The 21,634-nt window shown below is 67.5% G+C and carries 21 protein-coding genes, 4 tRNA genes and 4 pseudogenes; 14 read left to right on the top strand and 15 right to left on the bottom strand.

Features of this window, described 5'->3' with window-relative positions; genetic code table 11:
• Positions 1–150 precede the first annotated feature (150 nt).
• The gene (locus G6N24_RS12690) at positions 151–363 is read left to right on the top strand and encodes a type II toxin-antitoxin system HicA family toxin (RefSeq protein ID WP_085163228.1); all 213 of its coding nucleotides are present in this window, start codon (positions 151–153) and stop codon (positions 361–363) included.
• Complete coding sequence (locus tag G6N24_RS12685) at positions 344–730, top strand: hypothetical protein (RefSeq protein ID WP_085163229.1); 387 nt, start codon at positions 344–346, stop codon at positions 728–730. Before G6N24_RS12690 ends, G6N24_RS12685 begins: the two co-directional genes overlap by 20 nt.
• Before the next feature lie 527 nt (positions 731–1,257).
• Here G6N24_RS12685 and G6N24_RS12680 read toward each other — a convergent pair.
• From G6N24_RS12680 to G6N24_RS12670, 3 genes are all read right to left on the bottom strand, one after another.
• Positions 1,258–1,332, bottom strand: a tRNA-Val gene (locus G6N24_RS12680).
• Between the two features lie 14 nt (positions 1,333–1,346).
• Positions 1,347–1,420, bottom strand: a tRNA-Cys gene (locus G6N24_RS12675).
• A gap of 29 nt (positions 1,421–1,449) precedes the next feature.
• Positions 1,450–1,522, bottom strand: a tRNA-Gly gene (locus G6N24_RS12670).
• A gap of 181 nt (positions 1,523–1,703) precedes the next feature.
• Between G6N24_RS12670 and G6N24_RS12665 the strand changes: the two genes are divergently transcribed.
• The 4 genes and pseudogenes from G6N24_RS12665 to G6N24_RS12650 all read left to right on the top strand — a co-directional run bounded on the left by G6N24_RS12665 (position 1,704) and on the right by G6N24_RS12650 (position 3,860).
• Positions 1,704–1,775: transfer RNA gene (locus G6N24_RS12665), tRNA-Val, on the top strand.
• A 409-nt stretch (positions 1,776–2,184) separates the two neighbouring features.
• Complete coding sequence (locus G6N24_RS24600; RefSeq protein ID WP_085163230.1) at positions 2,185–2,475, top strand: hypothetical protein; 291 nt, start codon at positions 2,185–2,187, stop codon at positions 2,473–2,475.
• Positions 2,476–2,529: 54 nt separating this feature from the next.
• Positions 2,530–3,231: pseudogene (locus G6N24_RS12655) on the top strand (IS256 family transposase); the annotation flags it as partial.
• A 209-nt stretch (positions 3,232–3,440) separates the two neighbouring features.
• Complete coding sequence (locus G6N24_RS12650; protein WP_085163231.1) at positions 3,441–3,860, top strand: hypothetical protein; 420 nt, start codon at positions 3,441–3,443, stop codon at positions 3,858–3,860.
• Between the two features lie 41 nt (positions 3,861–3,901).
• On the opposite strand, the gene G6N24_RS12645 is transcribed toward G6N24_RS12650, so the two are convergent.
• Positions 3,902–5,440 (bottom strand): DUF7159 family protein, encoded by a 1,539-nt coding sequence (locus G6N24_RS12645; protein ID WP_085163232.1) that lies wholly within the window; start codon positions 5,438–5,440, stop codon positions 3,902–3,904.
• A 281-nt stretch (positions 5,441–5,721) separates the two neighbouring features.
• On the opposite strand from G6N24_RS12645, the gene G6N24_RS12640 reads away from it, so the two are divergent.
• Both G6N24_RS12640 and G6N24_RS12635 read left to right on the top strand, forming a co-directional pair.
• A complete protein-coding gene (locus G6N24_RS12640; protein ID WP_139822655.1) occupies positions 5,722–5,946 on the top strand; it encodes an SRPBCC family protein in 225 nt (74 codons plus the stop codon).
• Positions 5,947–5,951: 5 nt separating this feature from the next.
• Positions 5,952–6,563: pseudogene (locus G6N24_RS12635) on the top strand (maleylpyruvate isomerase family mycothiol-dependent enzyme).
• A gap of 54 nt (positions 6,564–6,617) precedes the next feature.
• On the opposite strand, the gene G6N24_RS12630 reads toward G6N24_RS12635, so the two are convergent.
• Genes G6N24_RS12630 through G6N24_RS12615 form a run of 4 tightly spaced genes read right to left on the bottom strand, consistent with a single transcriptional unit; the run spans position 6,618 to position 8,757 of the window.
• A complete protein-coding gene (locus G6N24_RS12630; protein WP_085163234.1) occupies positions 6,618–7,274 on the bottom strand; it encodes a DedA family protein in 657 nt (218 codons plus the stop codon).
• A 14-nt stretch (positions 7,275–7,288) separates the two neighbouring features.
• On the bottom strand, positions 7,289–7,756 hold the full coding sequence (locus G6N24_RS12625; protein WP_232070549.1) for an SGNH/GDSL hydrolase family protein: 468 nt from the start codon (positions 7,754–7,756) through the stop codon (positions 7,289–7,291).
• Positions 7,757–7,814: 58 nt separating this feature from the next.
• Entirely contained in the window at positions 7,815–8,459 is a 645-nt protein-coding gene (locus G6N24_RS12620) for a phosphotransferase-like protein (RefSeq protein ID WP_232070548.1), read from the bottom strand.
• Between the two features lie 46 nt (positions 8,460–8,505).
• The gene (locus tag G6N24_RS12615) at positions 8,506–8,757 is read right to left on the bottom strand and encodes a hypothetical protein (protein WP_085163237.1); all 252 of its coding nucleotides are present in this window, start codon (positions 8,755–8,757) and stop codon (positions 8,506–8,508) included.
• A gap of 457 nt (positions 8,758–9,214) precedes the next feature.
• On the opposite strand from G6N24_RS12615, the gene G6N24_RS12610 reads away from it, so the two are divergent.
• Both G6N24_RS12610 and G6N24_RS12605 read left to right on the top strand, forming a co-directional pair.
• On the top strand, positions 9,215–11,596 hold the full coding sequence (locus G6N24_RS12610; RefSeq protein ID WP_163745501.1) for a PE family protein: 2,382 nt from the start codon (positions 9,215–9,217) through the stop codon (positions 11,594–11,596).
• Between the two features lie 39 nt (positions 11,597–11,635).
• Positions 11,636–12,424, top strand: coding sequence for an IclR family transcriptional regulator (locus G6N24_RS12605; RefSeq protein WP_085162979.1), 789 nt, complete (start codon positions 11,636–11,638; stop codon positions 12,422–12,424).
• A gap of 130 nt (positions 12,425–12,554) precedes the next feature.
• Here the strand turns inward: G6N24_RS12605 and G6N24_RS12600 are convergent.
• From G6N24_RS12600 to G6N24_RS12580, 5 genes and pseudogenes are all read right to left on the bottom strand, one after another.
• Positions 12,555–13,268 (bottom strand): annotated as a pseudogene (locus tag G6N24_RS12600) (class II aldolase/adducin family protein); the annotation flags it as partial.
• Entirely contained in the window at positions 13,265–14,059 is a 795-nt protein-coding gene (hcaB, locus tag G6N24_RS12595) for a 3-(cis-5,6-dihydroxycyclohexa-1,3-dien-1-yl)propanoate dehydrogenase (RefSeq protein WP_085162977.1), read from the bottom strand. The gene hcaB and the pseudogene G6N24_RS12600, both read right to left, overlap by 4 nt.
• Entirely contained in the window at positions 14,043–14,303 is a 261-nt protein-coding gene (locus G6N24_RS12590; RefSeq protein WP_085162976.1) for a dihydrodiol dehydrogenase, read from the bottom strand. The genes hcaB and G6N24_RS12590 overlap by 17 nt, the downstream gene beginning before the upstream one ends.
• Positions 14,300–14,818 (bottom strand): 3-phenylpropionate/cinnamic acid dioxygenase subunit beta, encoded by a 519-nt coding sequence (locus G6N24_RS12585; protein WP_085162975.1) that lies wholly within the window; start codon positions 14,816–14,818, stop codon positions 14,300–14,302. Before G6N24_RS12585 ends, G6N24_RS12590 begins: the two co-directional genes overlap by 4 nt.
• Positions 14,815–16,116 (bottom strand): Rieske 2Fe-2S domain-containing protein, encoded by a 1,302-nt coding sequence (locus tag G6N24_RS12580; protein ID WP_085162991.1) that lies wholly within the window; start codon positions 16,114–16,116, stop codon positions 14,815–14,817. Before G6N24_RS12580 ends, G6N24_RS12585 begins: the two co-directional genes overlap by 4 nt.
• 282 nt (positions 16,117–16,398) lie before the next feature.
• Between G6N24_RS12580 and G6N24_RS12575 the strand changes: the two genes are divergently transcribed.
• The gene (locus tag G6N24_RS12575; protein WP_085162974.1) at positions 16,399–16,884 is read left to right on the top strand and encodes a hemerythrin domain-containing protein; all 486 of its coding nucleotides are present in this window, start codon (positions 16,399–16,401) and stop codon (positions 16,882–16,884) included.
• A 6-nt stretch (positions 16,885–16,890) separates the two neighbouring features.
• Here the strand turns inward: G6N24_RS12575 and G6N24_RS12570 are convergent, their stop codons facing one another.
• On the bottom strand, positions 16,891–17,661 hold the full coding sequence (locus tag G6N24_RS12570) for a class I SAM-dependent methyltransferase (protein ID WP_085162973.1): 771 nt from the start codon (positions 17,659–17,661) through the stop codon (positions 16,891–16,893).
• A 28-nt stretch (positions 17,662–17,689) separates the two neighbouring features.
• On the opposite strand from G6N24_RS12570, the gene pcaH reads away from it, so the two are divergent.
• Genes pcaH through G6N24_RS12555 form a run of 3 tightly spaced genes read left to right on the top strand, consistent with a single transcriptional unit; the run spans position 17,690 to position 20,251 of the window.
• The gene (gene pcaH / locus G6N24_RS12565) at positions 17,690–18,463 is read left to right on the top strand and encodes a protocatechuate 3,4-dioxygenase subunit beta (RefSeq protein ID WP_232070547.1); all 774 of its coding nucleotides are present in this window, start codon (positions 17,690–17,692) and stop codon (positions 18,461–18,463) included.
• Complete coding sequence (gene pcaG, locus G6N24_RS12560) at positions 18,456–19,025, top strand: protocatechuate 3,4-dioxygenase subunit alpha (protein ID WP_085162972.1); 570 nt, start codon at positions 18,456–18,458, stop codon at positions 19,023–19,025. The genes pcaH and pcaG overlap by 8 nt, the downstream gene beginning before the upstream one ends.
• A complete protein-coding gene (locus tag G6N24_RS12555) occupies positions 19,022–20,251 on the top strand; it encodes a lyase family protein (protein WP_085162971.1) in 1,230 nt (409 codons plus the stop codon). Before pcaG ends, G6N24_RS12555 begins: the two co-directional genes overlap by 4 nt.
• A 24-nt stretch (positions 20,252–20,275) precedes the next feature.
• Here G6N24_RS12555 and G6N24_RS12550 read toward each other — a convergent pair.
• Positions 20,276–21,632, bottom strand: a pseudogene (locus G6N24_RS12550) (HNH endonuclease signature motif containing protein).
• Between the last annotated feature and the right edge of the window lie 2 nt (positions 21,633–21,634).

Here is a 21,634-nt window from a genome sequence, read left to right as displayed (position 1 = left end):
TCGTTGGGACCATCGGTTATCGGCGGCGCGCCTGGCGAGGCGGTTGTGGCTCGCGGCCGGACGATAGCGTGGCGCCAGCGATGACGGCCAAACAATAGCGCGACCACCCGCTGGCTATTTTGTCTAGTGCACTAGACTATTTTGGTCGTCATGGAGGAACCTACCCGGTCGGTCACCAAGCGGCTCAAGGACGCAGGCTTCACCCGCACCAGCACGAACGGACGCCACGCCACGCGGACTCATCCGTCGGGCGTCTGGGTGGCGGTCCCACACAGCCACCACACGATCAGCCCGGGCGTGGTTCGCAAAATCAACAAGGCCATCGACGACAGTAAGGGAAGTGATGCGCGAGTACAAGGTTGAGGTCACCCGCGACGGTCGCTGGTGGATGGTTAGCGTCCCCGGAATCGACGGACTCACTCAGGCCCGCCGCGTCGACGAGATCGAAGATATGGCGTGTAGCCTCATCGCCGTTAGCACCGACACACCCCTAGCCGACGTCGGGGTGCATGTGGTGAGCATCGTGGTGCCGGGTGTCGGCGAGATCCTTGGTGCCGCGCATCATATTGCGGATCTGCGGCGAAGGGCAGAACAGGCCCAGTCCGATGCGGCGATGGCTGTGCAGCAATACGCCAAACAGCTCACCCGCGGGGGCATTCCGGTGCGTGATACCGCGGCGCTAATCGGCGTCTCACCCCAGCGCGTGAGCCAGCTTGCTAACGCCTCCTGATCGAAGGGTCAGCCGGTCTCTCGGCCTCGACACGCTATCCGAGCTTCTGTCGGTGACGAACGGGGGAGCATCATCGACCCCATGGCGAGACATGAAGGCAGGGCATTAGCTGACCCGGACCCTAGCGGATGACGCGCTCGACTCGTACCTCGAGAGGAATCTCCGCGTCCAGTTTCCGAAGCTGAAGAACATCCGCGTCACACAAGCGACCGAGACCGACGAGTGGGACACCAACCGGGCAACGCCCAGGAAGTGGTTCGACGTCGTCTTCACTGCTGACGAGTAGGCCCTCGTGGCTGACGACTAGGCCCTCGTGCGCGGGTTTCGTCGGCTTCCCGGGCGGCGATTTTCGCCGAGCGCCGCCGCGCCCGGGCCTTGTCGCGGTCGCGTCGAAGGCGGTCGTGGTGTTGGTGGTAGTGGGCATGGCTAACTCTCGGGTCGGGCGAGATCGCCTGCCCGATCTGGCATGTATCTGGCACGCTATCCAAATCTGAGGCTCAAAAACCGCCTCTGACCTGCGTAAACGCTGGTGCGCGATACTGGGATTGAACCAGTGACCTCTTCCGTGTCAGGGAAGCGCTCTCCCGCTGAGCTAATCGCGCTTGGGGGTCGAATCTGGAGGTGGAGACGGGAATCGAACCCGTGTGCACGGCTTTGCAGGCCGTTGCCTCACCACTCGGCCACTCCACCGCGGGGGATTGATGCCACTTGCACCCTCGAGCGGATGACGGGATTCGAACCCGCGACCCTCACCTTGGCAAGGTGATGCGCTACCAACTGCGCTACATCCGCGCGCAACGGACGAGATCGTCGCCCGGTGCGAAGCACGACGATAGTCCACGTGAGCGGGCCCACACAAATCTCTTGGTGCGGACCATGTCCAGGCTATCGCGCGCCCAGGTCACGCGCATGTGGCGGGTGCTGCCGATCCGCGGGTCGTGCTAGTCTTCGACCTCGTTCGCCCGTCGGCGCCGGTCCCGTGGCTCAGTGGAAGAGCGTCCGCTTCACACGCGGAAGGTCGCTGGTTCGATCCCAGCCGGGACCACAAGTATTAGGGCAGGTCAGATCATATATCTCGGCCAGCGACATAACACTGAGCCGTCCAGCGGCCATGACCAGGCATGCGCGCCGGTAATTCTGGCCGCCTCGGCTGGTGGTCTGGATGCAGCCGGTATTCGATTCAAGCGGACCCCAAAAGCCTTTGCGCGCCGAGCCAAGCATGGATCCGTTCGGCGACGGCCTTGCACCCGGCTCTAGCATCATCACCATGTAGCCCATCCCTGCGAACGGCTCTGGTTGTGTTCCGTTTGCGCGCGCGGTCGCGCACACCTCGTCGTTCGTGATCAGACCGTCGCCTTCTGCCGCGAGGCTTACCCGGGCATCGAGCGGCCTCCGGGGGTGACAATGGGGCGGGCGCTGATAACCGGACTAAGACTCGGTAAGGACGGTGAACGGTGGCAAACAACGAGGGGATTGGCGTGCTGAAGCTCGAGTGCCCGCAAAGCCATCCCGTTGGCAGGATCCTCAAGGAAGCTCCGCATCAGACAGTCCAATACGACCCAGGAGCCGCGGTTGGCCCACGCCGGTTCTGGCCGGACGAAAGCGAGCAGCCGCAATTCAAAACGCGGTGCCGTTTCTGCGAAAAACCGGTGGGGGATGCCACGGCGACGCTCCAGGACAAGTTGCGCATATTGATCGAAGACCCAGGCGAGACTCACAAGGTTGCGACGCTGCCATACGTATAGGCGTACCTGTCGTTCCAGTGCGACGGACCGATCGCTGTGTGTGTCAAGGGACATGACGGTCGCAAGGAACTCGTCGCGATCACCGACGGGTATCGGGAGTCCACCGAGTCGTGGGCTGATCTACTGCGCGACTGCCGCCGCCGCGGCATGACCGCCCCGGTGCTGGCCGTCGGTGACGGTGCCCTCGGTTTCTGGAAAGCGGTCCGCGAGGTGTTCCCGGCCACGCGCGAGCAGCGGTACTGGTTCCACAAGCAGGCCAATGTCCTTGCTGCACTGCCGAAGTCGGCGCATCCGGCCGCATTGGCGGCGATCAAGGAGATCTACAACGCCGAGGATATCGACGAGGCGCAGGTGGCGGTCAAAGCCTTCGCGGTCGGCTACGGCGCGAAGTACCCCAACGCGGTCGCCAAGATCACCGACGATCTCGACACGCTGCTGGAGTTCTACAAGTACCCGGCCGAACATTGGATCCACCTACGCACGACAAATCCCATCGAAAGCACTTTTGCCACCGTGCGGTTACGGACCAAGGTCACCAAAGGCCCGGGATCGCGGGCGGCCGGTCTTGCCATGGCCTACAAGCTGATCGACGCCGCCCAGGCCCGCTGGCGGGCCGTCAACGCCCCGCACCTGGTCGCCCTCGTGCGCGCCGGCGCCGTCTTCCACAAGGGCAAACTGCTCGAACGGCCCACCGACATCACCCAGCCGCCACCGCACTCAGATGCCAACGAGCAAGCCGGAACGGAGGTCGCCTGAAAAATCCCGATCCACAGGTCTTGACAATTTCTCGCGATCTCGACGTTGTCATCGATTCCGCGCAAGCGATAGTTGCGCGACGGCGTAGGAGCTCTGACGATCCAAGCGTTCCGAAGGCCACCGGCGTTTCCAACGGCGCGATGTACCGCGCCTTCGGATAGCGCGGCGGGCTGCTCGGCCGTCTCTGGATTCGTGCCGAGCGCCGCTTCATGACGCTGCTGACGAGTCTGATCGATGAGGCGCACAACCACGATGGTGATCCCTTCGATGTGGCGCTTGCGGCCGTGGAGGCGTCGCTCCGCTGCCCGCGGCAGCATCCGAGATCGGCGGGATTGCTCATGGCGGTGCGGCGCAAGGACGCGTTGAGCCAGCCGATGCCGCCCGAGGTTGTCGAGCAGTTGCGAGCGCTCGACCGCGAGCTCGCCGATGTCATGTCGCAGCTGGCGATGCGGCTGTGGGATCGCGCCGATACTCAAGCGGTCGACGTGATCGCGAGTTGTGTCATCGAACTTCCGAAGTGGATTGTCTTGCGCGGCAAGCGATCCAACGGGACCATGACGCGCGAATATCTTCGCGGCGGTGCGAGCGGTCCTCGATGTTGGCCCCCAGCCGCTGGCGTCGGAGCGTGATTTGACAGCTGGTCGGTCTTTGCCGCAATGGGGCAGCCTAATTAGAACCCAAAGTGGGGCAGTATCACGGGGATTCGGGGCACGAGTGGTGGCACAACCGGAACCGGTGGAACCACGGGAGCCGGCATGACCGGGATCGGCGGTGCAGCGGGCGAGGGCAGGAGGGGCGCGGTCGGTGCCGTGGGCAGCGGCAGCTGCACCGGCGGCTTGGGTGTCGGCAGCTGTACGGGCGGTTTCGGTGTCGGTCGCGCCACCGGCGGCATAGGCTTCGGCAGCTGAACCGGAGGGGTCGGCGGGCTGACCCGTGGCGGATTTACCGGCGGCGGGTTCGCCGGCAGATTCAGCGGAAGCCGGATGCCCGGAACCGGCGGCGGAGCCGCGGGAACAAGTACCGGAACCGGAACAGGCACCGGCGCGGCTGGGGCTGGCGCGGGTGCCGGCACCGCCGCCGGGACAGGCACCGCGGGCGCCGGGGCGGCCGGCGTCCGGACACGGGGCGCAATCGGCGCATTGGGGACGGATGGCGGCACCAGCTGGTGAGCCGGAGGAGATGCCTGCAACGTAGGCGCAGGCGGGGGCGGCTGCTGGGTCGGGGCGATGAGACTCTGCTGAGGACTCGGTCGCAGCGCGACCGTCGTGCGGATATTGATCGCCAGCGCGACCTCGAGCGCCACGACCGCAGCAATGAAGATCACCGCCACGGCGCTGATGACCAGCAGCACTGGCCTGCGCCGCGTTGGTGTCTCGTCCGGACTGGGGTCGACGAGGGTGCGCAGCATGTCGGCGTCGGCGTCCGGGTCGGGTGCGTGGCTGTCCGCGACGGGGCGGGACCCAACCTCGGCATAGGCGTCCACATCGTCGGTGCCGGGGTCCTGGGCGTAAGCCAATGCGGCTGTCGATGAGACGAACAACGGCGCATTCGCCGAGGCCAGCGCCGCCCCGCGGGCCAGCGCCAGCGCCGGCTCCTCGGGTGCGCTCACCCTCAGCGGGGCCACCGCCTCCAGTGCCGGCTTGAGCGGCCGGATGTCGACGCCCTGGCCGACGATGAACACGCCCTCGGGGCGCGCCTGTTGCCCGTCGCAGGCGTTGACCATGGCGGCCAGCTGGGCGGCGGTGTGGCCAGAATGCCCCGAAGATTGCAACGGCTCCCTGCGTACTGCCGTGATCGACCCGTCGTCGGAATCGACGATGCCCAGGGTCGCGCTGTCCGGCTCAACGAGCAGCATCGCGGTGTGGTGGTAACCGATGGCCTGCCCGACGGCTTGGGCCAAAGCGGCCGCCGCCAGGAACGCCGAGACGAGCATGACGTTCTCGATCTTGTGGGCGGCCAGCGCGTCGGACAGAGCGACCGCCTCGGCGGGGTCGGTCCACGCCACGCCGGTCGACCTCAGGTGGTAGCCGCCCTCGGCGGCGCCTTCGCGGGTTCCCAATATCGCCGCCAGCACCTGACCGGGCGGGCCAGGGATCGCGGTGGTGTGGAAGCTGTCTTCGTCGACGGTGGCCCCGTCGGCGTCTTCGCCTTCGATCAGCACCATCCCGATCGCGGTGGAGCCCATCGACACCCCGAGTACGACGTCCACGGAACCTCCAAGCTTCGTCGCCGCCAGACCGATGTGCGGTGCGAGTCCCCCTGGCCTGCTATCTACTAAGGTCTCCTAACAGTCTGTCACCGAGCGCTGCTCACCGGAATCGGCCGGGCGCTATGAGTTACTTATGAAACGAGACGCCCACGTGACTACTTCGATCGGTTCCGGGAAACCACGCTGGACAACTTCGCGATCCTCGCGGCCACCGAATCAGAAGGTGGCATCCGGTCATCTGACACGAACCCGGGTCCCGCCGAGAAGGAGCGCTCATGCTCATGAGCATTGAATCCTCTGCTGATGTCGAGGTTGTCCGATCGGTGAACGTGCCGCTGCCACTGGCGCGCGCCTTCGAGTTGTTCACCACCCGGATGACCGAGTTCTGGCCCAAGGAGCATTCGATCGGCAGCTCGGAGCTCGCAGAGGTGGTCTTCGATCATCCCGATGGCTGGGCCGGGACCCTGGCACGCTTTGTCGGCATCGCGACCGAGACGGGTCAATGACCACCATGCAGCTGGCGTGCGAGGAGCGCCAAGACTTCGCGGACCTGCTCGCCGGGCTGGCGCCGGGGCAGTGGGAACAGCCCAGCTTGTGTGAGCGCTGGCGGGTGCGCGACGTCGTCGCCCACGTGCTCAGTTGCGACGAGCTCAGCCGGTGGGGGTTGGCGCGGCGGTTCCTTCGCGCGGGGTTTGTCCCCAGCTGCGCCAACGCGATCGGTGTCGCGGAGTACGCAGTTCGGTCCCCCGAGCAGCTCACCGAGCTGATGCGCGCCTGCAGCCCGCCGCGGGGCCTGACGGCGGGCTTCGGGGGTGATCGCGTTGCTAGACGGAGACGGCATGATTCACCAACAGGACATCCGACGACCGCTCGGTCTCCCGCGTGACATCCCGCCACAGCGGCTGCGGACCGCACTGGACTACGCGCTGACGTCTCCCGCGGTGCGCGGTGCCCGGCGGCCCGCGGCGCACGACTGGTCGCAACCGACCTCGACTGGACGCACGGCAGCGGTCCTGAGGTCACCGGTCCCGCGCAAGCGCTCCTGATGGCGATGGCGGCACGTCACGATGCCCTCAACCAACTATCCGGCCCGGGGAAAACGATTCTGGCCCAACGCATCTGAAGACGGGCTTAGTTCAGAAGCTCATATTCAGGACAAGACAGGGGTCTGCCCGAGTCAGGTGGCGGGGGTGCCGGTCTTGCGGTAGTGCTCGGCCTCGAGTTCGGCGATCGCGCGGGACGTGCGTTCGCGCAGCAAGATTGCGGCCGTCACACCGGCCACGACGGCGACAACCAGCGCGACCCAGGAGAACCGTGTCAGCCAGCGTTCGGCGGCCACCCCGGCGTAGTAGACGAGCGCGGTAGTCCCGCCGGCCCAGCAGATGCCGCCGGAAATGTTGGCCGCCAGGAAGCGCGGGTAGGGCATCTTTAGCGCACCGGCAAGCGGCCCGGCGAATATTCGCAGCAGCGCGATAAAGCGGCCGAAGAATACCGCCCGGACACCCCAGCGGTTGAATGTTCGCTCGGCGAGCGCCACGTGCCCGGGACCGAAGTGCGTCGGAAACCGCCGGCCCAGCCGGTCGAAGAGCGGCATGCCGAACCGGCGTCCGATCGAGTAGCCGATCGAGTCGCCGGCAACGGCGCCGATCACCGCCGCGACGCCTACGCCGATCGGGTTGACAGCCAGATCGTCATGCGACGCGAGCAGTGCCGCACTGACCAGCACGATCTCGCCGGGGAGGGGCACGCCCAGGCTCTCGATCCCGACCACACCGCCGACCAGTAGGTAGACCGCGAGCGGCGGGATTGACTGCAACAGGGCGTCGACATCCATGGGTCAAGAATGCCTCACGCACGGGGGGCGCACGCCGAAACGTCTTCGCATCGCGCGCCGACACGTTCCAACTGCGGACGCTTGGGGACTCGCCCGGGGGCCAAGGAGTAGCCGCGCAGCCGCCTCCAGAACCACGGCAGGAACAGGCCTTGCATCCAGCGCAGCTGAGCATAGCCGCGGGCCGCGAATGACGGTCGCACCGAATTGCTGCTTGCTTTGGCCCAATCATGGTTGCTGCCAGGCAAATTGATAGCTTCGGCCGCCGCGGCAGCGAACCGGAGGTGCCCTCCGGTGGACGCATGAAAACGGTCGATGGTCCGCATTTCCGGGTCGCGGACCGAGGCAGCTGTGTACAGGTCCACGAGGGCGAACCCGTAGCGGTCGATGGCCGCTCGGAGGGTCGTGTTGATGCGCGCGATCAGGCCAGACACGATCCGGCCAAGCGGGGTGAGTTGCGCGACGTTCGGGAAGGTCGTCGTCACCACCGTCACCCGGGATTCGGCGAGCGCCGCGTAAAGGTGCTAACGACGGTGAGGGACTTCATGCGAGGTCGGGACAGAAGCGCTTGCGCAGCCGGTTGAACGCCGTGGGTTCCCGGCAGGCCTGGTAGCGCTCGTGGAGTTGGCGCGCCAGCACCGGGGCCGGGGTGGCCGTGGTGTCCAGCTCGAAGTCGTATTCGGTGTCGGCGTGGGCGGCGCGGGCGCTGCCCCGGTTCCACCCGGGGTGGCGGTCGGCGCGTTCTTCCTCCCGGCGCGCCCCTTCCTCGTCGGACACGTGGACTCCCACCATCCAGACCCGACAGCCGTCGAAGGTCCGCAACGCGTCCACCAACCACTCGCGCTTCCAGATCACGTCGTCGGCAATGACGTTCATGCCGTAGTCCAGGTAGGCCCTGATGGCTCGGTGGCGGGCATGCATGGCCTTGTCCAGAAGCGGACCAGGGTGGATGGTGAACCACTCCCGGCCGTCGGCCTCGACCACACTGTCCCAGGTGTAGTACTCGGGCCGTACCCGCGCGAGGTCCAGCTGCTCCGGCGGCAGCGCGAACCAGAACAGGTCGATGCCCAGGTGCATCCAGCATTCGGCGGCCAGATCCTGAAACGCGCACGCGAGCGACGTCTTGCCCGCGCTGGATCCGCCGTTGAGGATGATCAGCTTGCCACTTGCCGGAACCGTCATAGCCATAGCCGCCCTAGGGTATCGGATCCGGTGGTTCGCAGACGGTGTCCGATCACCCTTGCGATAGCCATGGTTGCTCCATGGGCCCAAAATGACTGAGCCCGTCCACCGGTATCGTCGGGGTCCCGCTGAGACGCGCAACGCTGGCGATCGTCTCCTGCTGCACCGTCGGGGTCAACGTCCCGAAGACGTGGGTCAGCGGACCGTCACCACCAAAGTCGTGCAGCGCGACCGAGTGACCGTTGGGGCCGGGAACCTGCACCGGCTGCGGTTCATGCGGCCGAGACTTGTTTGATTGCGGCATAGGTATGCGAGGGAGGCTAGTGCCATTAAGACCTTCCTGCGCGTGATCACCAGATGCTGATGGTTTTGCTTGATTCGCTCTCGGGTTGTGGTCGATCGATTGTCCCCGCGCCGAATGCCGACGGTGGCTTGGCTACTGCGGGCCGGTGCTGCGGGGCGGGAGTCTGTGGGCAGACTGTCGGTGTTGTTCGCGGCCGCGGGTTGGATCCCAGCAGAAATTAACCGCATGCATGACAACAGGTTTCGTGAATCCATTTCCGCCGTGCGTACCGTTAGTGCATTGGCCGAAGAGCCGCGTGTCTGATCCGGTGGTATTGGCGAACGGGTCGTGAGACAAGGGAATTCTCTGACACGGAGTCACGGTTAGGCGAATGGTCTTCGAGTTGTTCGCTGCCGGGATAGGATCGATTGCTGCCGGGTGCTTGATCATGGGGCTTTCCTGATTGGGAGGTTGGCGGATGTCTTTCGTAATCGCGGGGCCGGAGGCGGTGACGGCGGCGGCGTCGAATTTGGCGGGGATCGGGTCTGCGCTCACGGCGGCGAACGCGGCGGCGGCGTTGCCGACGACGGCAGTGGTGGCGGCCGCGGCGGACGAGGTCTCGGCGGCGGTTGCGACCGTGTTCGGGTCGCACGCCCAGGGCTATCAGAGCCTCAGCGCGCAAATGTCGGCGCTGCACGACCGGTTCGTGCAGACCCTGGCGGCGGGTGCGGCCTCGTATGCGGCCGCTGAGGCCGCGAATGCCTCGCCGCTGGAGCAACTGCTGGGTTTGGTGAATGCCCCCACCCAGGCGTTGTTCGGGCGCCCGCTGATCGGCAACGGCACCAACGGCGCTGACGGGACAGGGGCTCCCGGCGGGCCGGGCGGGCTCTTGCTCGGCAACGGGGGCAACGGCGGTTCCGGCGCGGCGGGCCAGCCGGGTGGTGCCGGCGGGCCGGCCGGGCTGCTCGGTAACGGCGGGATCGGCGGGAAGGGCGGGGATTCGGTAACCGGGAACGGTGGCGCCGGTGGTGCCGGCGGTTCCGGTGGGTGGTTGCTGGGCAATGGTGGGACGGGTGGCGCCGGTGGAGCCGCGGGGACCGGCGGAGTCGGAGGTACTGGCGGGGTGGGCGGCGCGACGGGGTTGATCGGCAACGGGGGAACGGGTGGCTTTGGCGGGGCGCTGGGGACCGGAACCGCGGGCGGCGTGGGTGGGACCGGTGGGGTTGGCGCGGTGTTCGGTAACGGCGGCTTCGGCGGGCACGGCGGCCTCGGTGGCCCGACCGGCGGAGGCGGCGTTGGGGGCATGGGCGGGGCCGGCAGCTTTTTCGGTGGCGGCGGCGTTGGTGGCGTTGGTGGGGACGGCGCGGCCGGCGGGAACGGCGGCCCCGGTGGGTTCATCGGCAACGGTGGTATCGGCGGGCAGGGCGGGGCCGGCGCGCCCGGCGGTAACGGCGGTGCCGGTGGCACGTTGTTCGGCGACGGTGGCGCCGGCGGGCAAGGCGGGCCGGCCTTGGCGGGAATCCTCGGCGGCCTTCCCGGACAGGGCGGTAATGGGGGCAACGCCAACTGGTTCGGCTCCGGCGGCGCCGGTGGGCAGGGCGGTACCGGTCTGACGGGGGCAAACGGCCAATCGCCCGGTCCCCCTGCTGCGCCCGGTAACCCCGGTGCGGACAACACCGGCACCGGCGCTCAAACTGGCGGCAACGGGGATCCCGGTGCCGATGGCACCGCCGCCACCAACGAGAGCGGCGGAACCGGCGGCAAAGGCGGGCTAGGGCAGTCGACCGACGGCTTCGACGGCACAGGTGGCAACGGCGGCGATGGCGGGAAGGCTGGCACGGACGGTGGCAGTGGCGGCAGCGGCGGCGCCGGCGGCACCGGCCAAACCGACGGCAGCAACGGGGGTAAGGCGACCGGAGGTAACGGGGGCCAAGCTCAATCGGGTTCGACCAATGGCGGCGACGGTGGTGACGGCGGCGCGGGCGGCCTCGGCAACAACACGGGCAGTGGTGACGCCGTGGGCGGCAACGGCGCAAACGGCGGTGCCGCCAGCACCGCAGTGGGCGCCAATGGCCAGAACGGCGGCACTGGTGGTGCCGGTGGCAATGGCGGGCGCGGCGGCATGTTCGTCGGCAATGGCGGTGCCGGCGGCGCCGGCGGGATCGGAGGGACCGGTGGTGCCGGCGCCGCGGGCTTCTCAGGTGGTGACGGCGGGGCCGGCGGGGCGGCCCAGAGCGCCGGTGGGGCCGCCACTGGAGGCAACGGCGGATCGGCTGCCGCGGCCGGCAGTATTGGCGGGAACGGCGGTATCGGCGGCACCGGGGGCGTCGGCGGACACGGCGGCGCGGCCGGGTCGTTCATCGGTATCGGCGGCGCCGGCGGTGCCGGTGGTGTCGGTGGCACCGGCGGGGTCGGCGGTGTCGGTGGCGCTGGCGGCAGCGGTGGTGCCGGCGGCTCAGCCACCACCACCAGCAGCGGCATTGCAACTGGTGCCGCCGGCAATAACGGCCTGGTAGGCCTCGCCGGCGGCACCGGCGGTGTCGGGGGCGCGGGTGGCACCACCGGTGGCAGCGGCGGAGCCGGCGGGCTCATCGGATGGGCCGGCGCCACGGGCGCTGCCGGCGCCGGGGGCAACGGCGGCATGGGTGGCCAGGGTGGCGCCGGCGGCAGTGGCGGCGACGGCGGGAACGCTGTTGGTGGAGCGGGCAGCAAGGGCGGCACGGGTGGAAACTTCGCGTTGGGCGGCCAGGGCGGAGCCGGTGGCGCAGCCGGGGGGCCGGGCGGCCATGCCGGCAACGCGGGTCTACTGGGCGTTCCCGGCGACCCCGGCAAGGCCGGAACGACCACCATCATCCCGTGATGTCTGTTCGCCGGCCCTATCGCAGGTACCGTCAGTGTCATGCAAGCGAAGAGGGAGCGGGCGGCCGATTCGCTTGCGCCGCAGTATCCGATCGAATCGGTGGACAATGCGCTGAAGCTGCTGCTGCTGTTGGGCGAACGGCCGCACATCCGGTTGAGCGAGGCAACCCGGTATCTGGGTGTGGCGTCGTCCACCGCGCACCGGCTGCTGGCGATGCTGACCTATCGGGGGTTCGTCCGCCAAGACCCGGTGTCCAGGGCCTACCTGCCCGGACCGGCGTTAACAGGTGTGGCGTTTGCGATCTTCGGTCGCATCGACATCCAAGGCACCGCACTGCCGATCATGCGCAGCCTCAGCGAGCGCCTGCGGGAAACGACTCATGTCGGCATGCTGGACGGGCCGAGCGTCCGGTTCGTCGCCGCGGTCGAGGGCCCGACGGCGGTTCGGGTGGCCTCCCGGCTGGGCCGCACGCTGCCCGCGCACTGCACCTCGACGGGCAAGGTCTTGTTGGCCCAGTTGTCGGAAACCGAACTGCGGCAACTGCTTCCGCATGAAAATCTGGAGCGCGTCACCGCCCGCTCGATCGGCATCCGCACCGAGCTAGAGGCCGAGCTCTCCCGCATCCGCGAGCGGGGCTATGCCGTCAATCGTGAGGAAAGCGAGGAGGGCGTCGCCTCCGTCGCGGTGCCGATACCGACCCGGGCGCCGGGCCTGCGTCTCGCGCTCAACGCCGCGGCCCCACACAACCGGCTGGACAGCTCCCGGTACTCGACGATCGCCGCCGCACTTGTCAAGGCGGCCAAGGAGATTGGCGATCAACTCGGTTAGCGTCCGGTGACGATGCGGGCCCTGAGGGAGTCGAGGTGGGGGTACGCCCCCAGAGGGTGGGGGCACCTCCCGCTTGCGGGGGAGTGCCCCCACCCGCTTGCGGGGGCGAGGCGGACAATCCGACTTCGCCCAGCCGGGCGACCTCATGCCGCCACGCCGCTTCGACGGCGAAGGCCGGCCCCAGGTCCGGCAGGTCGTCCCAGTCCCGCTCGTCGATGTCACGCGGGACACCGCCGGCGGCGCGCACCCGCAACGACATTCGGGCGAGCTCGTCGAGGCTGATCGCCTGCAGGACGGTCTGCGCGACGGTGGCGGCGGCGCTGGTGATTCCGTGCCCGCGGCAGATCACCACCGGGCCGCCGCCCATCGCCGCCACCATTTCCTTGCCCAGCCGCGAGTTTCGGATCAGCACCGCGCGTTCGTAGACCGGCACCCCGCGGCGCGCCAGCCAGGCGCCGGAAATGTCGTAGGCCCCGTAGATCGGCCGGATCGCGATGCCGGCCAGGTCCGCGGCGACGATGGCCGCCGGGTGCAGGTGCGCGACGGCCCGAAATGTCCGGTCGGACAACATGGTTTCGATGTGGATCGGCAGCTCGTTGGGGACCCGGTATCCGTCGAGTTCTCCCTCGGCGCCCGCGGTGCCGTCGAAGGTGACGAGTCGAATATCGCTGGGGCGGGTGAATGCCAGCCCGGTGTCGGTGTCGCTGCGGCAGCGGATAAGCAGATGCTCGTCGTCGACCCGCAGGCTCAGATGCCCGAGGATGCCGTCGACCAAGCCACGCGCCGCGGCGACGCGGCAGGCTTGTGCCACCAACGCACGCTGCCGGTCGAGTTGGTCGGTCACGACCGCGCTCCGACGCCGAATCCGCCGTCCGGGTGGATCGTTTCGCCGGTGATGCCGCGGGAGCGGCCGGAGGCCAGGAACACGAAACTCCAGGCGTGGTCTTCGCCGGTGAGCGCCACGTTCAGCGGCGTGCGCACGGCCAGATAGCGCGCCCTGTCCGGGGTGTCGTCGAGGCGCGTGGTGTCGAGTCCGAGGCTGGACAGCCCGCGTAGGTCGGTGTTGAGGGTGCCGCCCGGCGCCACCCCGTTGACCCGGATCCGCGGCGCCAGCTCGTGCGCCAACGACGCCACCAGCCCGCGCACGGCGAACTTCGACGAGACGTACAGCACGCCGCCGCGCCCGGGATAGTACGACGACACCGACTCGGTCAGCACGATCGAGGATCCGGCGCCGGCCTGTAGCGCCGGGACCGCGGCCTGGACGGACCGCAGATGGCTCAGCACGTTGGTCCGGAACATTTCCTCGAACGCCGTGGGGAGGTCATCGGCGTCGATGTCGATGACGCCCTTGTAGAAGTCGAAAACGCCGACGCAGTTGACGAGCGTGTCGAGACCGCCGAACGCGGCGACCGCGGCGGCGATGGCGCGATCGTTGGCATCGCGGGTCACCGCGTCACCTTCGGTCACCGGCACCCCGGGCAACTGCTCGCGCAACTGGTCGCACTTGCCGCGATCACGTTCCAGCACGGCGACTTTCGCTCCTTCCGCGCGAAACGCGTCGACGACGGCCCGCCCGATGCCGGAACCGGCTCCCACGATCAGGGCCCGTTTGCCGTCAAGCCAGCCTGTCATCGTGGCCCTCGATCTCGTGGGGGTCATCGGGTAGCAGCGGGGCGCAGGAATTGCCGACCATGGCGGCCAGCGTGCGGGTGTTCTGCCAGGTCAACGCCTCGACCTCGAGCGCGTCCAGGGTGATCCACTGCCCGGTCCTGGGTGCGGTGATCAGTAGCCGCGATCCGTTGCGGGTGTCGACCCGCTGGATGACCACTTCGGTGAATTCGTTTGCGACGGTGATGGGCTCGCCGACCGGGTTCATAGGAACACCGCCAGGTTCTGCATCCGCAGCACCGCCTCGTCGGCAATGATCGTGCGGCGGGCCAGTTTCCATCGACCGTCACACGAGCGTAATAGGTCCTCGCGGCCGCAGGACAGCAATATGCCCTCGTTGACGTCGCCGCGGCTGCGGAACAGCAGCTCGGCCGATTCGACGATCAGGTGGTTGTCGTCCTCGCCCTCAAACGTGCGCACGTTGGTGACGAAGTGGCGCAGCCGCGATGGCGGATCTTCGGTCCAGGCGTGCTCGGTGGCGAAACGCGCGACCCGCTGGCTCAGCGAGTACTTGTCCTCGTCGAAATGGGCCATCCCCGGTGACGTGTCGAACCCGGCGCCGCGTGCGGTCGTGACGCGGACCGGCATCACATAGCGAATGTCGTCGGTCAGCGTGTCCAGCCACGTCCCATACAGCTGGGCATCCAACAGGTAGGCCTCGTCCACCAGGAACTGATGCGCCTGGAGATGACGAATGTCGTTGAACAGCAAGGGGTTTTTCATGCCGAGACCGCCAAGGGCCGCTCCAGATGGGCGGCCCACAACTTGAGCAACTCGCGCTGGTTGTACTCGTTGTAGCCAACCTGCGCCCGTCCCGGCCCGTGGAAGGACTCGGGCGGCAGCGCCTCGACCACGGGACGGTCGTCGGCGAGCAGGCCCATCCGGCTGTTCAGCAGCAGCCGCCGTGCCATCGAGCCGCCCGCGGTGGTGGTCAGCGACACCCAATTCTCCACGTCGTCCTGCTCGAACATGCCGGTCGACCCGAAGCACATCAGGTAGGCCCGGTAGGAGTTCTGCTGGAATTCCTCGGGTGCGGCGGCGTCGACCGCGAACCACGAACACACCTCGGTTTCGTGCTCGCTGACGGGCTGCCACTGCCGGATCGAGATGAAGGGCACCACTTCGTTGGTGCCGGGGAGCTTTGGCCAGTTGTGCACGAAACTCAGGTTAGGGAAGCAGGTGGCGGCCGAGATCATGAACCCGTCCTCGCCGACCACTCGCCGCTGCCGCGGGGTCCAGAGTTCTTTGATCCGGCTGATCATGTCGTCGGGGTAGCCGACGTAGCGCATGCGTTCCTCGAAGCTGCCCGGCGGCAGCTTGTAGGTGGTTCCGCCGCCACGGTCCGCCCAGTAGGTGGCGCCGTCTTTGCGCTTTTGCGCCTTGGGCTCGCGGAACAGGCCGATGTCGACGATCGACGCGTGCGTGTGCGGCGTGTGGTACATGTCGCCGGCGAAATTCTCGGCGCCGATCTTCCAGTTCGCCTTGATCCGCCAGCGCTGCGGTCCACGCAGTTGCAGGCCCCGGGCGCTCTGTTTGGTGTAGAAGTCCAGATAGAACCCGAAGTCGCCCAGGAAGTCCGCGAGCGGCTGGGCGGCTGGGTCCATGCTGATGAACAGCAGACCGTTGTAGGACGCCAGGTTCGGCGCGGGCAGCAAGGTCTGGCCGCTCTTCGCGAACCCCTCCTCCCCGCCGTACGCGTCACGGTGGAACGGCAGGCCGGTGAGCCGGCCGTCGTTGCGGTAGGACCAGCCGTGGTATGGGCAGCGGAAATTGGACGCGTTGCCCATCTCCACGCGGCATACCTGCATCCCACGGTGCAGGCACATGTTAAACATGGCGCGCACATCGCCATGGGAATCGCGGGCGATGATGAACGAGTCGTCGAGCACCCGGCGCACCACGTAGTCGCCCTCCTGCGGGATCTCGGACTCGTGGGCCACGAACATCCAGGCCCGGCTGAACAGCCGCTCCTTCTCCAGCGCGAACAGCTTCTTGTCGTTGTAGATGTGGGCAGGGATCATGCCCCGGCGGATGTTCTGGAAGACGTCGCGATGGTCTGTCACGGGGCCTCACAATCGCAGAAGAAATTTCTGTTATACAGAATATACCTCTGCTATAAAGAGATACTCGGGTGACAGCGCCTCCACATACAACGTCGAGCTAACTCACAGACAGCTCACAATGAACGATCAGCGGCGCCGGGGAATGCCGACGTTACGGTGATCACGGTGTGCCCGATGTGCACGAAGGCGCGAATCGGCCGGACGCCAACCGCCGTCTTTGCGTCTGAAAGGAGTAGCCACGTGAACGCCTACGACGTGCTCAAGGAGCATCACGTTGTGATCAAGGGGCTCGGCCGCAAGGTCAGCGAGGCGCCGGTGAACAGCGAAGAGCGCCATGCCCTTTTCGACGAGATGCTGATCGAGCTGGACATTCACTTCCGCATCGAAGACGACCTGTACTACCCGGCCCTATCGGCGGCCAGCAAACTGATCGCGATCGCCCATGCCGACCATCGCCAGGTGGTCGACCAACTTGGCGAGCTGCTTCGCACCCCGCAGTCCGCGCCCGGTTACGAGGACGAGTGGAACCTGTTCAAGAGCGTGCTGGAGGCGCACGCCGATGAAGAGGAACGCGACCTGATTCCCGCTCCCGCCCCGGTGCAGATCACCGACGCGGAACTCGAAGAATTGGGTAACAAGATGGCCGCCCTTATCGAGCAGTTGCGCGGCTCCGCCCTGTACCAGCTTCGTACGAAGGGCAAGGCAGCGCTGCTGAAGGCCGTCTAGCCCGCTCTAACGGTGGCCGATTCCGGCCATCATGATTGGCGTGAAGACCCGGATGTCCTCCCCGAACCGGGCGGACGCCGCCGCGGCGTCCTCGGCCGAGATCAGGCCCTCTCGGACCACGGCTTCCCGCAGGCTCTCGAACGAGAGCCTGAAGAAGTCGAAACCCGGTGAACGGGAGTCGATCACCCGGGCGCGGCCCTCGCCGCGCACGTCGATCAGCCCGGCGGCAGCCATGTCGGCGACGACGTGACGGCCGTAGTGAGGCTCGAAGCCGGCGCGCTGCATGAAGCGGATGATCGCCTCGGTCACCCGGTCGAGCCGAGCGTCACCACCTTCGAACCCGAAGGCGGTCCAGTCGTAGTCCTCGATCACTATCCACCCGCCGGGGCGCAACGTCGTGATCAGGCGGTCGAGGATCTGCCGGCGCTCGGCCAGGTGCTCGAGCACCAGCCTGGCATGAACCAGGTCGAACTCTTGCCGCGGCAGCTCGTCGCTTCGTATGTCGACGCGCCGGATTTCGATCGTGTCGCTGGCCAGCGGTTCGATGAAACGCGTGTCGATGTCGATCGCCACCACCGTGGCGCCGCGGCCGGTCATCCATTGCAGCAATGAGCCGCCGCCCGCACCGACTTCCAGGCAGTGCCAGGGCTTTTCGGCCCCGCCGATGCCGAGCTCGTCGAGGAGCGTTCGAGTGCCCGGGTCCCACAAACTCTCGATGCCACCCAGTCGGGTTCGCTCCTCGGAGAAGCCTTGGTCATAGACGTAGTCACGGGGCATGGCGCCAAGGCTAGTAGCCTCTCGCTTCGTGGAGGCCGCAGTGGACGGTGTCGCGTCGCAAGGCGAGATCACGGCGGAGATTGCCGCGATCGCGGCCGACTACCGGCGCTTGGGCGGCGGGGAAACCCAGCCGCGCCTCGACTACCCGCCGTATCGCAGCAGCGCCCTGCGTCATCCCAAGTTTCGGCCGCTGGCCGTTGATCCCGAGGAGGTCGAACGCTGGGCGCCGTGCTTCGGCCATCAGGACGTCGACCCCCTCGACGCTGATCTGACTGCCGGCCATCCGGGCGAGCCGATCGGGGAGCGCATCATCGTCACCGGGCGGGTGCTCGACGAATCCGGCCGGCCGGTGGCGGGCCAGCTGGTCGAGATCTGGCAAGCCAACGCCAGCGGCCGCTACCGCCACGAGTGCGACCTGCACCCGGCGCCGCTCGACCCGAACTTCATCGGCGCCGGCCGTTGTTTGACCGGGCCGGACGGGACATACCGCTTCATGACGGTCAAGCCCGGCCCGTACCCGTGGAGCAATCATCACAATGCCTGGCGGCCGGCTCACATTCACTTCTCGGTCTTTGGAACCGCTTTCACGCAACGCCTGGTCACCCAGATGTACTTTCCCGGCGATCCCTTGTTCGGATTGGATCCCATCTTCCAATCGATCGTGGATCCCGTTGCGCGCCAACGGCTGATCGCCGCCTACGACCACGACCTCACCCAGCCCGAATACGCGACCGGCTATCGGTGGGACATCGTGGTCTCCGGCAGTGACCGAACCTGGACCGAGGGGGTTCGGAATGGCTGAATTGGCCTGCACCCCGGAGCAAACCGTCGGACCCTTCTTCGGCCTCGGGATGGCGTATCCACGCGACAGCGAATTGGTCGGGGATGCGTATCCGGGGGCCATCCGGTTACACGGCATGGTTTACGACGGCGCCGGCGTCGGCGTCCCCGATGCCCTGATCGAACTCTGGCAGCCCGACACCGCGGGTCGGATCTCCCGGGCGGTCGGCTCGCTGCGGCGGGACGGTTGGACTTTTACCGGATGGGGTCGAGCGGCGACCGACGCGGACGGCCACTACGGATTCACCACCGTGATACCAGGTGCAGTGAGCGCAGGCCGACCGCCGTTCTTTGCGATCACAGTCTTCGCGCGGGGGCTCCTGCGTGGCCTGTTCACGCGCGCCTACCTGCCCGATGGTGACCTTGCCGCCGATCCGCTGTTGTCCACCGTCGACCCCGGGCGACGGGACAGCTTGGTGTGTATCGCCGAAAGTGCTTCGGGCCGATTACGATACCGCTTCGACATTCACCTGCAGGGCCCGAACGAGACGGTGTTCCTGGCGTACGAGGACGATCAGCGGTGACCAACCTGCTGTGGCCCGGGGACCAGCGGGCCGGCGAGCACATGACGGACCAGGCGCTGCTGCGATCGATGGTCGCGGTGGAATCCGCCTGGTTGGGCGCCCTGGCAGCCGCCGGCCTGGCGCCGCTCGACTGTGCCGGCGCTGACCTGTGGCGCCTAGTGGGTCACAACGACCGCGAGCACCTCGCGGTCAGCGCCGAGGACGGCGGCAACCCGGTCATCGGCCTGGTCGCACTGCTGCGCCGGCGAGCCGTCCCGGCGGTCGCCCCGTGGATCCACCGGGGCCTCACCAGCCAGGACGTTGTCGACACCAGCCTGATGCTTGGGGTGCGCGGCGTGGTCGATCACCTGATATCGCTTCTTGTGGAACAGATTTCAGTACTGTCGGCGCTCGCGGCCGCGCACCGGGCCACGCCGATGGTGGCCCGAACCCTGACCCAGCACGCGGCACCCACCACATTCGGTGCCAAGGTCGCCGGCTGGTTGAACGGTGTCGTCGACGCCCACCGGCAGCTGACCGAGCTCGTCACGCCGGCGCAGATCGGCGGTGCCGTCGGAACGCGGTCGGCCACCACAGAATTGGCGACCTTGCTCACCGGGGCGACGGACCCGGCAGCGGTCGCGGATCGCGTGGCACGCAGCGCCGCAACCACTTTGGGTTTGGACACCCGCTCACCATGGCACACCACACGGACGCCGGTCACCGCGGCCGCGGACGCCTTCGTCGGGTGTACCGATTGCTGGGGCCGCATCGCCTCGGATATCGTCATCCTGGTTCGCCCGGAGATCGGCGAACTAAGCGAGCCCGCCGCCGAAAATCGCGGCGGATCGTCGTCGATGCCCCACAAGCGCAACCCGGTGTTGTCCATCTTGATTCGACGTGCCGCCATTTCGGCGCCGCAATTGGCGGCGACGTTGCACACCGCGGCCGCGCTGGCCAACGACGAACGACCCGACGGCGCATGGCATGCCGAATGGGACACCCTGCGGAAGCTGGCCCGGTGGACCATTGTGGCGGGTTCGCAGTGCGGCGAGCTGCTGGCTGGACTAAGGGTTCACGCCGAGCAGATGGCAAAGAATCTCAGTGCGACAGCTGTGCTCGGTGAACAGCGCGCCATCGCCGACCTGGTGGGCAAGGAGCCGTCGGCAACCTATTTCGGTGCGGTCGACAGGTTGATCGACGAAACCCTGCAGCGGGCCGCGCGGGTTCTCAATGCTCGTTCGTGAGGCGTAGCAGGAATCGCGCGGTCGCTACGCGGGGTCTTCGTCGTCTTCGTTGTGTAGCAGTTTTTCGGGGTGGTGGAAGGTGTTCGTGCTAGGTTGGCTGCGGTCTAGGTGGGGCGGGGGTATCCATTCGGTGTCGCCGTTGGCGCGTTTGCGGGTGGTCCAGCCTTGTTCGGCTAGTGGGTGATGGCCGCCGCGGGCGAAGGTCAGGTCGTTGACGTTGGTGGTGCGGCACTGGGCGTAGGGGGTCAGGTGATGGACTTCGGCGTTGTAGCCCTTGACGTCGCACCCCGGCGCTGAGCAGCCGCGGTCCTTGGCGTACAGGACAATTCGTTGCCCCGGTGAGGCCAGGCGTTTGCTGTGATAGAGCGCCAGGGCCTTGCCCTGGTCGAAGATGGCCAGATAGTGCCTCGCGTGGCGGGCCAGGCGGATCACGTCGCTCATCGGCAGGATGGTGCCCCCGCCGGTGAGTGCGGTGCCGGCGGCGGCTTCCAGCTCGGCCAGGGTGGTGGACACGATGATCGACGCCGGTAGCCCGTTGTGCTGGCCCAAATCTCTGGAGGCCCAGCATGGCGCGTAGCGCGGCGTTGAGGCCGTCGTGGTTGCGCTGGCTGGCGGTGCGGGTGTCGGTGTCGATGGCGGTTTGGCTGGGGGTGGCGTCCACACAGGGGGTGTCGCTGTCGGGGTTGCACATGCCGGGGGCGGCCAGTTTGGCCAACACCGCCTCCAGGGTGGCGCGCAACTCGGGGGTGATCATCCCGCGCAGCTCCGACATGCCGTCGGACTGTTGGTTACCCAACCTCAGCCCGCGCCGCCGCGCCCGGTCCTCGTCGCGGTAGGTGCCATCGGGGTTGAGGCAGTCGGCGATGGTGTCGGCCAGCCCGGCCAATTGTTCGGGCCGGTATTGGGTGCCCTGGCGCGCCAGGTCGGCTTGGGCCTTATCGCGGGTGGCCGCGTCGACCCAGCCGGGCAGCTGGTGGTGGACGCGGCGGATCACCGCGACCTGACCGGCGCCGAGTTTCCCGGCTTTCTGCGCGGCGGCCGTCGCAGCCAGCGTCGGCGGTAGGGGTTCGCCGGTGAGCCCGCGGCGCGGCCCGAGGTCGGCGGCCTCGTTGATGCGTCGGGAGGCTTCGGCGCGGCTGGTCAGTGTCTAGTCGGCGATCGCATGCGAGAGCTTGGCGCCCAATTCTTCGGTAGTGGCTTGGCGGGCCAGGTTGTTGATCAACTGATGTTCGGGCACCGGCAGCCGACGGCGCACCCGCTCAACGCGTTCCAGCAGCGTCAGCCACTCCCGGGTGCTCAACGCATCGAATCTCAGCCCGACCACGCCGTCGACCGCGGCATCGAGTGCGTCGAACGCCGCGGTGATTGCCTCGCGATCCATAC

Source organism: Mycobacterium lacus (assembly GCF_010731535.1).
Classification (GTDB): Bacteria; Actinomycetota; Actinomycetes; order Mycobacteriales; family Mycobacteriaceae; genus Mycobacterium; species Mycobacterium lacus.
The sequence above is the reverse complement of the archived record's forward strand: the minus strand, read 5'-3'. Positions and strand labels throughout refer to the sequence as shown.